Origin of the sequence: Clostridium sp. BSD9I1 (assembly GCF_900185645.1) — a bacterium.
GTDB lineage: Bacteria > Bacillota > Clostridia > Clostridiales > Clostridiaceae > Clostridium_AK.
Window position 1 is genome coordinate 106,160 of the sequence record NZ_FYAM01000026.1, and the last position, 15,258, is coordinate 121,417.

A 15,258-nucleotide genomic window follows, 5' to 3' on the forward strand; every position below is an offset into this window, starting at 1 on the left:
ACCTCCTATTTATGCACTTATTGTTTTATTACCACTTGCCATATTATCTAAAAATTTTTCAAAGAGATATGCTGAATCCTGTGGTCCTGGACATCCCTCTGGATGAAATTGTACAGAAAAAACCTTATAGTGCTTGTGTCTTATTCCCTCTATAGTTCCATCATTTAAATTCACATGAGTAATTACTACATCTTTATCCTTGATACTTTCTTCTTCTACTGCATAACTATGATTTTGAGAAGTTATATAAACCTTATCTTTCTCTATATCATGAACACCATGATTTCCGCCTCTGTGTCCATATTTCAATTTATATGTATCTCCTCCTAATGCTAATGAAAGTAACTGATGCCCTAAACATATTCCGAATATAGGTACTTTGCCTATAAGCCCTTTTACACTTTCTACAGCTTCAATCATCTCTTTTGGATCTCCCGGTCCATTACTTAAAAGCACTCCATCTGGCTGTATACTTAATATTTCTTCCGCAGATGTACTGTATGGAAATATTGTTATATCACATTTTCTTTCCTTTAAACTTCTAATTATATTGGCTTTAGCTCCGAAATCCATTAAAGCAACTTTAAAACCATCACCTTTTATATGAACTACTTCTTTAGTACTTACTTGTTTTACAAAATCACTTCCGAAATCCTTTTGAAATAACTCCTTAAGTTTTTCTCCACTATATATTTCATTAGATATTATGCACTTCATAGTACCTTTTTCTCTTATTCTCTTAGTTATTGCTCTTGTATCCACATCATATAGTGCAGTTATCCCCATATTGTTTAAAAAATTATTTAAGTCCTGTTCATTTAAATAATGGGAAGGAGTTTTACTTAATTCCTTTACGACTAAGCCTTTAGCATGAATCTTATTACTTTCTATATCAAAGCTATTTATTCCGTAGTTTCCTATTAGGGGATAGGTCATGTTTATAATCTGCCCTGCATAAGATGGATCTGTAAGTATTTCTTCATATCCTGTCATAGAAGTGTTAAATACTATTTCTCCTAAGGTTTCTTTAACTTCTCCAGCTATTTTCCCTTCATAGACCTTTCCATCTTCTAAATATAGATATCCCTTCATAAATACATCCCCCTTATTTTATATTTCTGCTTCCTGGCTTTATATATGGTATATTTGCACCGCAAAGTGGGCATTCTTCTTTTTCATAAGAATTAACTTCTAACTTTATAGCACTATATACAGGATAAGGTACTTTCATCCCTTCTTCTCTTCTATCTACTATTGAACAAAGTGCAACCACTTCTCCGCCTAATTCTCCTATTAGTTTAGCTACCTCTAAGGAAGATTTTCCTGTAGTTATTACATCTTCAGATATTATTACCTTTTGTCCCTTTTTAATTTCAAATCCTCTTCTGAGTGTCATTATTCCTTCTTGTCTTTCTGTAAATATTCCAGGTTTATTTAACTGTCTTGCAAGCTCATAGGCTACAACTACTCCTCCCATAGCTGGACCAACTACCATATCAAACTCAATATCCTTTAGCTTATCTGCTACAATGCTTAAAACTTGCTCTGCTTTATCTGGATATTGTAGAAGCCTTGCACACTGACAATATCTATTACTATGTCTTCCTGATGATAATAAAAAGTGTCCTTCTAATAAGGCTTCACATTCCTTTAATATATCTATTACATTTATATCTCTTTTCATAAATTATCGCTCCTTTAATTTTAAATAATTCCTCTTATTTCTGATAAACTTTTTATTCCCTCTTTATTCATATACGCTTCTATCCCATGCACAATTTCTAAAGCTGCATAGGGATTCATAAAATTAGCAGTTCCTACTTGAATAGCATGTGATCCTGCCATAATAAACTCTACCGCATCTTGCCATGTTACTATTCCACCCATTCCGATTACAGGTATAGAAACTTCTCTGCATACCTCATATACCATTCTTAAGGCTATAGGCTTTATAGCTGGTCCAGAAAGTCCTGCAGTGACATTGTTGAATACAGGCTTTTTAGCTTTTATATCTATTGCCATCCCCTTAAATGTGTTGACCATTGATATAGAATTTGCTCCTGCTTCTTGACACTTCACCGCCATATCTACTATATCTTCAGCATTAGGTGATAATTTTACAATGAGAGGTTTCTTGCATATACTTCTCACCTTGCTCACCACTTCATAAGCCACTTTAGATTTTATCCCAAATGCCATACCTCCATCCTTCACATTAGGACAAGATATATTTAGTTCTATCATGTCTACATCAGTTTGATTAATTCTATCCACAGCTTCAAGATAATCTCCTATGGTCCCTCCGCCTATGTTGGCTATTATTACAGTATCAATTTCCCTCATTTCAGGTAGTTCTTCTTTTATAAAACCATCTATCCCAGGGTTTTGTAATCCAACGCTGTTTAATATTCCTGAAGATGTTTCATGTATTCTAATTCCTTCATTTCCTTCTTTTTTGTTTATCGTAAGTCCCTTTGTACTTATTCCTCCTAATTCACTTGCATCATAAAACTCACCGTATTCTTTTCCAAATCCATAGGTTCCTGACGCAGCTATAACTGGATTCTTTAACTCAATTCCACATATATTAACCTTCATATCTATTCCTCCAACTCTGACCCTAAGAATACAGGGCCATCTTTACAGCTTTTTTTGTTTCCATCCTTTGTCTTACAAGTACATACAAGGCATGCTCCTATTCCACAAGCCATTTTCTTTTCTAAGGACACATATAAAGGCACTTTCTTTTCCTTACACATTTCAATAACCTTATTCATCATAATTTCTGGTCCACAACACAGTACAGTTTCATACTCATCAGGGTTAAATATTTCTGTTATATATCCCTTATGTCCTTGCACACCATTTTCAGTAGATATATATAAATTTTTTACATAAGGTTTCAATTTTTCTACTGCGTATATTTCTTCTCTAAATCCTGAATACAAGTCTATATCACAACCTTCAAGATTTTTTACCACGTAATTCATAGGAGCCATTCCTATTCCTCCAGTTATAACTGCAACTTTCCCACTTATATTTTCTAATGGGAAGCCGTTACCAAGCGGTCCCATAACCTTTACTTCATCGTTAGCCTCTAGATTTTTAAATATTTCCGTTCCTTTTCCACATACATGATATAAGAAGCTTATCCCCTCATCATCTATGTCATATATACTTATAGGTCTGTTAAGTATAGGTTCTTGACCCCAAGCTCTTAGCATAAAAAACTGTCCTGGTTTTCCAGTAAAATTTCCCTCTAATTTTAATTTATATATATCTTCAGATATAACTTCATTTTGTAAAACCTTCATCTTTTTCATATATAAAACCTACACCCCTTCTTATCTATATACATTTCATATTTTAGTGAATCATCCCACTATCTTGAGCAGCTTTTTCTTATCTTATCTCTCATGCTTAAAGCTTCTATTCTAGAACATTCTTCAAAGCTTAAAGAAGAATCCTCACATTTTTTATAGGCTAGTAAAATTCCTCTTGAGGAATTTACCACCCCTCCATTTCCCTGATCAAGGTACAAACTTACATCATCTTCCGTACCACCTTGTGCCCCATAACCTGGTATTAAAAAGAAGGTGTTATTGAATTTTTCCCTAATCTCTACCGCATCTTCCCTATGAGTACATCCGACTACCCCACCTATAGAGCTGTATCCACAGTCCCCCATAAAACTTTCACCTAAAACTTCAAGTTTTTCTCCAACTGTTTCATACACTTTTTTCCCATCTTTAGTGTCTAAAAATTCTATATCTTTTGCACCTTCATTAGATGTTCTTACAAGTACAAACATACCCTTTTCTTTTTCTTTTACATAATTTAAGTAAGGTTCTATACTGTCCATTCCCATGTATGGACTTAATGTTATAAAATCCGTTTCAAAATCTCCTTCAAAATGGCCCTTTGCATACATGCTTGCAGTTGAGGAAATGTCTCCTCTTTTTATATCAGATATGGCTATATTCCCTCTACTTCTTATATATTCTAAGGTTTTCTTATATGCCATTAGCCCCTTAATTCCTAGTGCCTCATAGTAAGCTATCTGCACCTTAAAGCAAGCCGCAATATCCGCTGTTGCATCTATAATTCTTTGGTTAAATCTAAATAATGCGTCCTGTTCAAAGTAATATTTATCTTTAAAATCCTTCGGTATATACTCCATACAAGTATCAAGCCCTACGCATACATTTCCCTTGGATTCAACTTCTTCATATAATCTATCTATTAACATACAGAATTCTCCTTTTCATAAACTATTTCCCCATATCTTATAGTCTTTAATATTTCCCCATAAACACTCATTCCTTCAAAAGGTGTATTCTTACCCTTTGATTTAAATTTACTAGCATCTATAGTTGGTTTTTTGTTCACATCTATTAAAACTAAATCTCCATCTTTTCCAATTTCTATTTCTCCCTTATTTATACCCATTATCTTTGATGGATTTTTAGACATAACTTCCGATAGCTTATTTAAGCTTAATCCTTCTTCTTGTACAAGCCTTGTGTAACACACTGAAAATGCTGTTTCTATTCCTGAAATACCTGGACTTCCCTTTAACTTATCCTCTATGGTATGTGGAGCATGGTCTGTAGCTATAGCATCTACATATCCTTTCCTTATAGCGCTTACTATATAGTCCACATCTTCTTTAGATCTGATAGGTGGATTTACACTGTAATCTAAGTCCCATAGTGCTATATGATGAGGTGTCACCTCACAGGTTACCTTAGTTCCTTTATTCTTTGCTTCTTTAATATAATCAATTGCTTCCTTTGTGCTTACATGACAAAGATGCATTTTACACCCTGTATACCTGGATAACGTTATGTTCCTCCAAGTCATTAAATTTTCTGCCATCCTAGAATCCGTGGAGGCTAGGGTTTCATCTTCTGAATGGCAAAGCACTGTAAAACCATTTTCCTTTGCCTTTATCATTGCATTCATCATAACTTTGCTATTCAGCACATCTTTCCCATCTTCTGAAATCATTCTAGCCTTGCTACCTAGTTCATCTAACTTTGTTAATGTATTGCCATCAAAATCTTTAGTTATAGAAGCTACTTGATGTACATCTACTAGACCTACTTCATTACCCTTATCAAGTACATATTCTATAGTCTCTTTTGTGCTGCATACTGGATTTGTATTTGCCATAAGATTTACTGCAGTGTATCCGCCTCTTACCGCTGCCCTGCTTCCACTTAACATATCTTCTTTATGAGTAAATCCCGGATCCCTAAAGTGAGTGTGTAAATCCACAAAAGCTGGCATGAGTAATTTCCCTGTTGCATCTATAGTTCTGCAGTTTTTGATCAAATCTGATCCTATCTCATATATAAGTCCATCTTTTATATAAACATCTCCTATGAAATCGCTGCTCCAATCTACAACTCTTGCGCCCTTAATTAAAAGTTCCATGCTATATCACCCCCAAAAGCTTTGATATAAGAGCCATTCTTACATACATTCCATATCTAGCTTGCTTAAAATACGTGGCTCTTTTATCTAAATCTACGTCAGGGTGTATTTCATTAACTCTTGGTAGAGGATGAAGTATGAGCATATCATCTTTAGCATTTCTTAATTTCTCTTTAGTTAATATATAACTGTCTTTAAGTCTTAAGTATTCATCTTCACTATCAAATCTTTCCTTTTGTATTCTAGTCATATAAAGTATATCTAGATTATCTATGACTTCTTCTAAAGATTTAACTTCGTGAATTTCCATGGAAGTGTTTTTCAAAACCTCCATTTTGATATAATCTGGAATTTTTAATTCATCAGGTGATATTAAAATAATTTTATTATTTGAATATCTAGATAAAGCCTTTATAAGAGAATGAACTGTTCTACCGAACTTCAAATCTCCACAAAGCCCCACTGTAAGATTGGATAATCTTCCTTTTAGATTTTGAATAGTTGATAAATCTGTTAATGTTTGAGTAGGATGTTGATTTGCTCCATCCCCTGCATTTATTACAGGGACATCAGAGTATAGAGAAGCTCTCTCTGCAGAGCCTTCTTTTGGATGTCTTATAGCAATAATATCCGAATAACAAGATATAATTTTTATAGTATCTTCAAGACTTTCTCCCTTTGATACGGAAGTTGAATTAGGCTCTGAAAAACCTATAATTCTTCCTCCTAATCTTAGCATTGCTGCTTCAAAACTTAATCTTGTTCTAGTGCTTGGTTCATAGAATAGTGCGGCAAGTATTTTGCCACTACATAGATTTGAATACCTCTCTGGATTTTTTTCCATATCTTGAGCTAGTACTAAAATTTCATTTATTTCATCTGTTGAAAAGTCAGTTGGGTCAATTAAATTTCTTACATTTATCATTATTAATCTCCTCCTTTTTAGTATCACTGTACTATCTTAAAGGCATAAAAAAACCTTCCTTTTATCAAAAGGAAGGTATAGTCCGCACATAATATAAAATTAATTTATAACATAATTAATTTTATACATACTAATTACCATTCCTTCCAGGTCTCACGGGACCTTTCTTAAAGGAAAATATTTATATTATCTTTGTAAAAAGAGTATCACTTGTCTCACTAAAAGTCAAGTATAATTTCTATCTTTCTTCTCTGAAATATGATACACCAAGTCCTTTAGGGGGTAAACTGTTAATCGACTTTTTAGCAGAAACCACTACCATAGCAACTATCGTAACCACATATGGCATCATATCTATTAGATATTGAGATATAGCTATATTTAACCCCTGCATTCTAAAGCCTACTATATCCAATGCTCCAAATACATACGCCCCTAGTAATGCCTTATATGGATTCCAAGATACAAATATAACTAAGGCTACAGCTATCCATCCTCTTCCCGCAGTTATTCCTTCTTGCCAAGCTGGTACATACACTAATGATAAATATGCACCCCCGAGACCACATAAAGCTCCTCCTATAAGCAGATGGATATATTTATATAAATTTATATTTATCCCTGCTGCATCAGCAGACTTTGGATTTTCTCCTACAGCTCTTAAATTTAATCCTTTTGAAGTACAATACATATATATTCCCATTGTAACTGCTAATATATATCCTAAATACACAAATGAATCCTGTCTAAAAAACACTTCACCTACAACCGGAATATGTCCTAGTATTGGAACAAATACAGGTTTAAAGAAATCTTTTATAGCATCTGGCGCTACTTGGCCTATTAAGCTTTTTCCTACCATACTTGAAAATCCCGTTCCAAATATGGTTAATGTAAGACCTGATACTACTTGATTTGCTCTTAAAGATACTGTTAAAAATGAATATATAAGTGCTCCTAAAGCTCCTGCCATCATTGCACCTAGCATTGCAATTATAGGATTTTGTGTTTTAATTCCAACCATAAATCCTATAACCGACCCCATTAGCATCATGCCTTCTACTCCAAGGTTTAAGTTACCAGATTTCTCTGAAATAAGTTCTCCTAAAGTTGCAAATAGGAGTGGAGTTCCAGCTACTATGGAAGCTTGAAGTAAAGAAATTATCATATCCATATTAAGCTGCCTCCTTAAGTACTTTCGCTGTATTTTTTCTCAACACCTTATACTTTATAAAAAATTCACTTCCTAGAACAAAGAAAAGTATAGTTGATTGTAATATTAACGCTGCAGCTTCAGGTATTCCAAAGGCTGTTTGTATAAATGCTCCTCCTTCTAAAAGAGCCGCAAATAATACACCAACGATTAGTATAACTGGCGCTTTTAAAGCTGAAAGCCAAGCTACTATTATAGCAGTATATCCAACTCCCCCTGATACTTCTACGGATAAAGTTCCACTTACTGCAGAAGCTTGAATCATCCCTGTAAGCCCACATAATCCTCCACTTAAAAGCATTGCTACAATAAGTGTTCGTTTTATATTGATTCCTGCATAAATAGCTGTCTTTTCACTTTCTCCAAGAACTGATATTTCATAGCCCTTTTTAGTATGATTTATAAAAATATGCACAGCTATAATTAGTATTAAAGCTATAATCCATCCTAAATGTACTCCCATAACTTCAGGAAGCACTGCATTATCACTAAAGCTAGCTATCTTAGGAAAGCCCTGAGCTTTAGGATCCTTCCATGGTCCATACTGAAGATAAGTAACAAACTTTAAAGCTATATAATTCATCATGAGAGTCACTATTGTTTCATTGGTATTAAATTTAAACTTCAGAATTGAAGGAATATATGCCCATATCGCTCCACCTACCATACCTGCTATAGCCATAATGGTTAATAGTAAAAACTTATTCATATCAGAAAAATTCAATGCAAAATATGATGAAAAGAGGGCTCCCATAACTATTTGACCTTCTCCTCCAATATTCCAAAACTGCATTTTAAATGCTATAGAAACTCCAAGGGCAGTTACTATAAGAGGAATAGCCTTTACTATGGTTTCTTTGGTACTATATAAAGAGCCAAAGGATCCTTTTATCATTGCTCCATATACTTCAATAGGATTTAGCCCTAAAATGCTTATAAATGCAGCTACTACCAAAAAGGCTAATATTATAGAAATACATGTTATGAGTATACTTCTTTTAGTTGTAATTTCTTCTACCTTAATTATTTTAAACAACTTCGTATTCCTCGCCTTCTATTTTATTTCCTGCCATTAGATATCCTATCTTTTCCCTTGTAGCTTCTGTGCCTTTAAGCTCCCCTGTAACTTCTCCATTACAAAGTACAATGATTCTATCGCATAAATTTATAAGAACATCTATATCCTCACCTACATATAACGTAGATACTCCGCTCTTTTTCTGTTCATCAATTAAGTTATATATGGTATAACATGTATTTATGTCAAGCCCTCTAACTGGATAAGCCATTATAAGAAGTTTTGGCTTCAAATCTAATTCTCTTCCTAAAAGTATCTTTTGAATATTTCCTCCTGAAAGATTTTTCACTGGGTAATATATACTAGGAGTTTTTATATCAAAATCTTTTTTTATGTTAATTGCCTTTTCTTCAGCTTCTTTTTTTCTAAGTAAAAATCCTTTTTGTTTATGGTAGGATTTCAAGAGAAGATTATTCACTATATCCATTGAACCTATAAGTCCCATACCAAGTCTATCCTCTGGTACAAAACTCATGCTTATACCTTTTTTAATAATATCTCTTGGTGAAAGTCCAACTATGTTTTCACCTTCCATAGTTATTTCCCCAGATTCTATAGGATATATCCCAGATATTGCTTCGCATATTTCCTTTTGACCACTTCCTGCTACCCCTGCAATTCCAACGACTTCTCCCTTTTTAATATTGAATGTTATTCCCTTTACTGCTTTAGCTTTTTCTTCATTTAAAACTACTAGATCTTTTACACTTAAAAGTTCTTCTTTAAAACTTACATCAGCTCTTTTTATGGATAGATTTAATGCTTTTCCAACCATAAGCTCTGCCAATATTTTAGGAGAAGCTTCTTTTATATCAATAGTCGATATTGTTTCCCCTTTTCTTAAAACAGTTACCTTGTCACATATTTCCATAACCTCATCCATTTTGTGAGATATGAAAATTACAGCACAATTATTTTCTCTCATTTTGTTTATTATTTTAAATAACTTGCTTACCTCTTGAGGGGTAAAAACTGTAGTTGGTTCATCAAATATAAGTATATCTGCTCCCCTATATAAGACCTTAATTATTTCTACTATTTGTTTTTCTCCTACAGACATGTCTTTTATTAATTTATCCAATGAAATATCTATTCCAAACTTATGGCATATTTCATTTATTTTATTTAATGCTGCCCCTTTATTTATAAAAAAGCTATTCTTTTGTCCTATTATTATGTTCTGAAATACTGTCATGTTGTCTACTAATTTAAAGTGTTGGTATATCATTCCTATTCCATTGTCTATGGAATCTTTAGGAGATGAAAAAAATGTATCTTTGTCATGTACATAAATGCTTCCGCTGTCTGGAGTATAAACCCCAGACAGCATATTCATTAAAGTACTCTTTCCTGCTCCATTTTCCCCTAAAAGAGCATGAACTTCTCCGCCATGAACTTTAAAGTTTATATTTTTATTTGCTATGACTTTTCCGAAGCTTTTATTTATATCTTTCATAACTATATATGGAACAGCTTTATTCATAATCATCACCTATACTTTTTTTATTTTGCTAATTGACCTTTTACACCTTCTACAAACCAATTAAAGCTTAATAATTCCTCATCTGTCATAACTTTGTCTTTTTCAACTTTTATATTTCCGTTTTGATCCTTTATTGGTCCTACAAATATTTTATTCTTTCCGTCCGTTATTTCCTTCTGAGCCTTTTCAACTGCTTCCTTTGCTCCAGCTGGTGCATTTTCAGTTAATGGGGCAAGTGATACCATACCTGTTTCAAGGCCTCCCCAAACATTTTGTGACTTCCATGTTCCTTCTTTAATTGCCTTTACTTGTTCAACATAATATGGTCCCCAGTTCCATATAGGTGCTGTCATGTATGCTTTTGGAGCCTTATCTTTCATATCAGTGTTATATCCTATAGAAAATGCTCCCTTTTCCTCTGCTGCTTGCTGTGGCCCTGCTGTATCTTGGTGCTGAGTTATTACATCTGATCCTTCTGCAAGTAATGCCTTAGCCGCTTCCTTTTCCTTTGCTGGATCATACCAAGTATTTGTCCATTTAACCGAAACCTCTGCCTTTGGATTAACGGACTTTACTCCTAGTGTAAATGCATTTATACCTCTTACAACCTCTGGAATTGGAAATGCTCCTACATATCCTATTTTATTTGTCTTTGTTTTCATTCCTGCAACTATACCTGAAAGATATCTTGCCTGATATATTCTTCCAAAGTAATTGGCCATATTTTCTGATGACTTGTATCCTGATGCATGTAGGAACTTAATATCCTTATGTTTTTGAGCTTCCTTTTCCATTCCATCCATAAATCCAAAGCTTGTACCAATTATCACATTACATCCTTGATTTATCATATCTTCTACAACCTTTTGTACTTCAGCAGTATCTTCCTTAACAGACTCTTTATAAATGGTTGGAACCTTTAACTCTTTTTCTAAATACTTTCTACCTTCATCATGAGAATATGTCCATCCACCGTCTCCAACAGGCCCTACATATATAAATCCTACCTTTGCCTCCTTTTTGTCTGATGTAGCATTTTGAGTATTTGCTTCTTTTTTGCTGCTACCACACCCTGTTAAAGCTAAACCTATACACATTACAGATGCTAATAATAAAGATGTTATTTTAAACTTTTTCATCTTAATATTCCCCCTTATATAAATTTTATATTAAAATTTTATTTAAAATCAAAATTAAAAGCTTACTATTCTTTGCTAAATACAACTTTTCCATCTTCTAATGCTTCAACTATCGCTAGGGATTCTAATTGTATTCCCTTACTTAATATCTCTTGCCTTCCTTGTTGAAACTTCTTTTCTATTGCTATGCCTATTCCTTCTACAGCTGCCCCTGCTTGTTCACATAAACTAATAAGTCCTGCTGAAGCGCTTCCCATGGCTAAAAAATCATCTATTATAAGCACTTTATCATTCTCGTGTAGATAATTCTTAGAAACTCTTATCTTATAATCCTTGTTTTTTGTAAAAGAATATACATCTGCTTCATAAACACTTGTATCCATATTGGTACCTGAATGCTTTTTTGCAAATACCACTGGTACATTATCAAAATATTGAGCTACTATACATGCGATACCTATCCCAGAGGTTTCTAAAGTCATTATTTTATTTATATCTTTATCCTTAAATCTCTCCTTAAATTCTTTTCCCATCCAATTAAACAATTCTACATCAATTTGATGATTTAAGAAATTATCAACTTTTAATATTCTATTTTCTATAACCTTACCTTCTTGAATAATTTTATCTACTAACTTATTCATCTGTTCATTCCTCTCCATATATGATTTATCAGTAAATCCATATGCTTCAATCTATTTTAAGCACTTACTATAAAAAATAAAAACTCCCAAAAAAATTTGGGAGTTTAAAAAGCTAATTGCATTAAAAAACAACAATATTAGCTCAATAAACACCCATAGCCCAGCAATTTACGGTTGCCTGGTAGAAACACTTAGACCCTATTTCTAAGTATATATGAGTGCGAATATTTTATTTTAATTTGAGTATAATGTTCGTTAGTTACTTTGTTAAAAATATAATACAATACTTCTTAATAAAAAGCAAGCATTACTTGCATGATTTCGCTATAAATCAGCAAATTTCACTTTGTTAAGTATTTTATTATTTCTACAAAAATGGCACAATCATCACAAAGTGCTGATTGTGCCATTTTTATATTAAGCTGCTTCTTTAATTTTATCCATATCATTAAATACTTCTAAATCAATCTCACCTTCAGATTTAGCTATAATTAATGTACCAACAGCATCTCCAGTGATATTTACTGCAGTTCTTGCCATATCTACAAGTCTATCTATACTTAACACTAAAGCCACTCCCTCTAGCGGAAGCCCTACTTGCTGAAGTACCATAGAGAGCATTACTACTCCAGAACTTGGAACCCCTGCTGTTCCAATAGACGCTAATGTTGCAGTGAGGATTATCATTAACTGCTGTTGCACACTTAAGTCTATCCCATACATTTGAGCAATAAATAACGCTGCCACACCCTGCATTATTGAAGTTCCATCCATATTTACAGTAGCTCCAAATGGAATTGTAAAACTTGCTACAGGCTTTGAAATACCTAGTTTCTTTTCACATGTATCTAAATTCATTGGTATAGTAGCATTACTACTAGAGGTACTTAAACCCAATATCATGACTGGCCAAAACTTTTTAAAGAATTTAACAGGACTTAAACCTCCTAAAACCTTTAATGCTCCTCCATATACCACAACTACATGTATTATCATTACAAATACGCATGCAAAGAAGTATTTTAAAAGTGGTAATAGAACTTTTATACCTTGGCTAGCTACCACACTAGAAATAAGTGCAAATACTCCATAAGGAGCTAAGCTCATAATTAATCCTATCATTTTTAATAACACTTCATTTATTTGATTTAAAATATTAACAAGGGGCTTTACTGGATTTCCTATGATATTGACAGCTATACCAAATACAATAGAAAATACTATTATTTGAAGCATGTCCCCTTTTACCATAGCCTCTACTGGATTAGTAGGAACCATATTTACAAGTATATCCATAATAAAAGGTGGAGCAGCACTTTTTATTTCACTACTTCCTGCAGTTAAAGCTACTCCAAGGCCCGGCTTTAACAAATTGGCAAAAAATAATGCTATTGTTACTCCTATGGCTGTAGTTAACATATAGTAAGAAAATATCTTCCCTCCAACTCTACCCAGTTTACCCATATCGCTTATGCTAGTTACTCCACATATTAAAGAAAACATAACTAAAGGAACTACTAGCATTTTAATAGCCCTTAAGAAAACATTTCCTACAGGCTTTAATATCCACATATTTAAAACTAATTTAACTTGATCTGAAAAAGCAAAATTAGATATTATTCCAAAAGCAATACCCATAATTAATGCAATTAATATCTTAGTTGTATTAGACATTTTTTTAATTTGCAATTTTCATCAACCTCCTGATACGTTACTTAGCATAATATTTCATTTGCCATGTATATAATAACAAAAACCGACAATTATCGCAATAAATAATTTTCCCCAATGTATTTTTCTTAATATTCAAAATTGTATATGACAGTTTCACTACATCTTTCTTTCATTCCAAATTATATGTTATAAAAGCAATAAGACTATTAGTGGTATACTAATAGTCTCCAATTGTTTTTATAATTAACAAATACTTATGCTTAACTCATTATTATAATTTATATTTTCTTTTGCTAGAATTCTTCCTTTTTTAGTTAGAAATGCAACCTTATAGGAATTCTCTTCTCCTACCATTATATATCCTTTTCTTTTTAAAATAGCTATATTGAAATCAGATATAACATTATCAGATAAGGTCATCTTATTTTCTGAAATATTATAAAGATTTATTAGAAAATTTATTCTATCAGATATTTCCTTTAAAAAAAGTGATGTATACGCCTTCATCTTTTCACCAACCTTATTCTGTAATCGTTATCTATAATTATAATATAGAAAATAATTAAATTCAAGTTAAAAACTTAACTTGAATTTAACAATATATTCGCATGCTAATATAAATATATACTAAAATAAAAATCCGAGTTTTATGCCTTGTTAACAAATAAAAAAGAGTTTGTGAAACTTTTTCAAGTTTTACAAACTCTTATATATCAACCTCTTACGTAATGCCTATATTATACTTTATGGTGCGCCCAACAGGGGTCGAACCTGCGACCTCCGGATTCGAAGTCCGTCACTCTATCCAGCTGAGCTATGGGCGCTTAAAGCGCATCTAACCTTTTAAAATTTGGAGCGGGTGAAGGGAATCGAACCCTCGTAACTAGCTTGGAAGGCTAGCACTCTACCATTGAGTTACACCCGCATATTGGAGCGGAAGACGAGATTCGAACTCGCGACGTTCACCTTGGCAAGGTGACGCTCTACCACTGAGCCACTCCCGCAAATATAAAACATCAAAATCATAGATTTTGATATCCCTTAATTTTCTTAAACCACTATAACAAATCATATATGGTGCAGGTGACAGGAGTTGAACCTGCAAGCCATAGGCGCTAGATCCTAAGTCTAGTGCGTCTGCCAATTCCGCCACACCTGCATATATGTGCGTACTTATTAATTAAGTACTAATGGTGACTCACCGGGGAATCGAACCCCGGACACCATGATTAAAAGTCATGTGCTCTACCGACTGAGCTAGTGAATCATATTATGTTTGTGGGGTGAATGAAGGGATTCGAACCCTCGACAACCAGAATCACAATCTGGCGCTCTACCAGCTGAACTACATCCACCACATCATGCACAAATTATGGTGCGCCATCAGGGATTCGAACCCGGGGCACCCTGATTAAGAGTCAGGTGCTCTACCAACTGAGCTAATGGCGCATATTTGGTGCGTCTTAAGAGATTCGAACTCCTGGCCCACGCCTTAGAAGGGCGTTGCTCTATCCAGCTGAGCTAAAGACGCATATTTGGAGCGGGTGAAGGGAATCGAACCCTCGTAACTAGCTTGGAAGGCTAGCACTCTACCATTGAGTTACACCCGCAGGTTTTGTGGTCGGGGTGACAGGGATTGAACCTGCGACCTCATGGTCCCAAA

The 15,258-nt window shown here is 33.7% G+C and carries 14 protein-coding genes, 9 tRNA genes and 1 riboswitch; all 23 genes read right to left on the minus strand.

The genetic code is table 11. From position 1 onward, the window contains the following. Positions 1 to 9 precede the first annotated feature (9 nt). The 23 genes from carA to BSD9I1_RS16865 all read right to left on the minus strand — a co-directional run bounded on the left by carA (position 10) and on the right by BSD9I1_RS16865 (position 15,205). The gene (gene carA, locus BSD9I1_RS16755; RefSeq protein ID WP_186431298.1) at positions 10 to 1,092 is read right to left on the minus strand and encodes a glutamine-hydrolyzing carbamoyl-phosphate synthase small subunit; all 1,083 of its coding nucleotides are present in this window, start codon (positions 1,090 to 1,092) and stop codon (positions 10 to 12) included. A 13-nt stretch (positions 1,093 to 1,105) separates the two neighbouring features. After that, the gene (pyrE, locus tag BSD9I1_RS16760; RefSeq protein ID WP_186431299.1) at positions 1,106 to 1,684 is read right to left on the minus strand and encodes an orotate phosphoribosyltransferase; all 579 of its coding nucleotides are present in this window, start codon (positions 1,682 to 1,684) and stop codon (positions 1,106 to 1,108) included. A gap of 20 nt (positions 1,685 to 1,704) precedes the next feature. Further along, a complete protein-coding gene (locus BSD9I1_RS16765) occupies positions 1,705 to 2,598 on the minus strand; it encodes a dihydroorotate dehydrogenase (RefSeq protein WP_186431300.1) in 894 nt (297 codons plus the stop codon). A gap of 2 nt (positions 2,599 to 2,600) precedes the next feature. Further along, positions 2,601 to 3,323, minus strand: a complete 723-nt coding sequence (locus BSD9I1_RS16770) for a dihydroorotate dehydrogenase electron transfer subunit (protein WP_186431301.1) — start codon at positions 3,321 to 3,323, stop codon at positions 2,601 to 2,603. 59 nt (positions 3,324 to 3,382) lie between these two features. Then, a complete protein-coding gene (gene pyrF, locus BSD9I1_RS16775) occupies positions 3,383 to 4,249 on the minus strand; it encodes an orotidine-5'-phosphate decarboxylase (RefSeq protein ID WP_186431302.1) in 867 nt (288 codons plus the stop codon). Next, a complete protein-coding gene (locus BSD9I1_RS16780; RefSeq protein ID WP_186431303.1) occupies positions 4,243 to 5,439 on the minus strand; it encodes a dihydroorotase family protein in 1,197 nt (398 codons plus the stop codon). Before BSD9I1_RS16780 ends, pyrF begins: the two co-directional genes overlap by 7 nt. A 1-nt stretch (position 5,440) precedes the next feature. Next, entirely contained in the window at positions 5,441 to 6,364 is a 924-nt protein-coding gene (gene pyrB / locus BSD9I1_RS16785; RefSeq protein WP_035311739.1) for an aspartate carbamoyltransferase, read from the minus strand. Positions 6,365 to 6,602: 238 nt separating this feature from the next. Further along, positions 6,603 to 7,538: an ABC transporter permease gene (locus tag BSD9I1_RS16790; protein ID WP_035311738.1), complete on the minus strand. Its 936-nt coding sequence runs from the start codon at positions 7,536 to 7,538 to the stop codon at positions 6,603 to 6,605. A gap of 1 nt (position 7,539) precedes the next feature. Beyond that, on the minus strand, positions 7,540 to 8,613 hold the full coding sequence (locus BSD9I1_RS16795) for an ABC transporter permease (protein ID WP_035311737.1): 1,074 nt from the start codon (positions 8,611 to 8,613) through the stop codon (positions 7,540 to 7,542). Further along, positions 8,606 to 10,138, minus strand: coding sequence for an ABC transporter ATP-binding protein (locus BSD9I1_RS16800; protein ID WP_186431304.1), 1,533 nt, complete (start codon positions 10,136 to 10,138; stop codon positions 8,606 to 8,608). The genes BSD9I1_RS16795 and BSD9I1_RS16800 overlap by 8 nt, the downstream gene beginning before the upstream one ends. A gap of 20 nt (positions 10,139 to 10,158) precedes the next feature. Further along, positions 10,159 to 11,277, minus strand: coding sequence for a BMP family ABC transporter substrate-binding protein (locus BSD9I1_RS16805; protein WP_186431305.1), 1,119 nt, complete (start codon positions 11,275 to 11,277; stop codon positions 10,159 to 10,161). A gap of 65 nt (positions 11,278 to 11,342) precedes the next feature. After that, positions 11,343 to 11,921, minus strand: a complete 579-nt coding sequence (locus tag BSD9I1_RS16810; protein WP_186431306.1) for a xanthine phosphoribosyltransferase — start codon at positions 11,919 to 11,921, stop codon at positions 11,343 to 11,345. Positions 11,922 to 12,057: 136 nt separating this feature from the next. Then, positions 12,058 to 12,159: riboswitch (purine riboswitch) on the minus strand. 179 nt (positions 12,160 to 12,338) lie between these two features. Then, positions 12,339 to 13,610: a dicarboxylate/amino acid:cation symporter gene (locus tag BSD9I1_RS16815; RefSeq protein WP_242966539.1), complete on the minus strand. Its 1,272-nt coding sequence runs from the start codon at positions 13,608 to 13,610 to the stop codon at positions 12,339 to 12,341. A 228-nt stretch (positions 13,611 to 13,838) separates the two neighbouring features. Next, on the minus strand, positions 13,839 to 14,102 hold the full coding sequence (locus BSD9I1_RS16820) for a hypothetical protein (protein ID WP_186431307.1): 264 nt from the start codon (positions 14,100 to 14,102) through the stop codon (positions 13,839 to 13,841). 240 nt (positions 14,103 to 14,342) lie between these two features. Continuing rightward, positions 14,343 to 14,419 (minus strand) — tRNA-Arg (locus tag BSD9I1_RS16825). 27 nt (positions 14,420 to 14,446) lie between these two features. Beyond that, positions 14,447 to 14,520: transfer RNA gene (locus BSD9I1_RS16830), tRNA-Gly, on the minus strand. Between the two features lie 4 nt (positions 14,521 to 14,524). After that, positions 14,525 to 14,599, minus strand: a tRNA-Gly gene (locus tag BSD9I1_RS16835). Between the two features lie 71 nt (positions 14,600 to 14,670). After that, positions 14,671 to 14,754, minus strand: a tRNA-Leu gene (locus tag BSD9I1_RS16840). Between the two features lie 32 nt (positions 14,755 to 14,786). Continuing rightward, positions 14,787 to 14,862: transfer RNA gene (locus BSD9I1_RS16845), tRNA-Lys, on the minus strand. A gap of 12 nt (positions 14,863 to 14,874) precedes the next feature. Then, positions 14,875 to 14,950, minus strand: a tRNA-His gene (locus tag BSD9I1_RS16850). 18 nt (positions 14,951 to 14,968) lie between these two features. Next, a tRNA-Lys gene (locus tag BSD9I1_RS16855) sits at positions 14,969 to 15,044 on the minus strand. A gap of 5 nt (positions 15,045 to 15,049) precedes the next feature. Beyond that, positions 15,050 to 15,126, minus strand: a tRNA-Arg gene (locus tag BSD9I1_RS16860). Positions 15,127 to 15,131: 5 nt separating this feature from the next. Then, positions 15,132 to 15,205: transfer RNA gene (locus BSD9I1_RS16865), tRNA-Gly, on the minus strand. Positions 15,206 to 15,258: the final 53 nt, after the last annotated feature.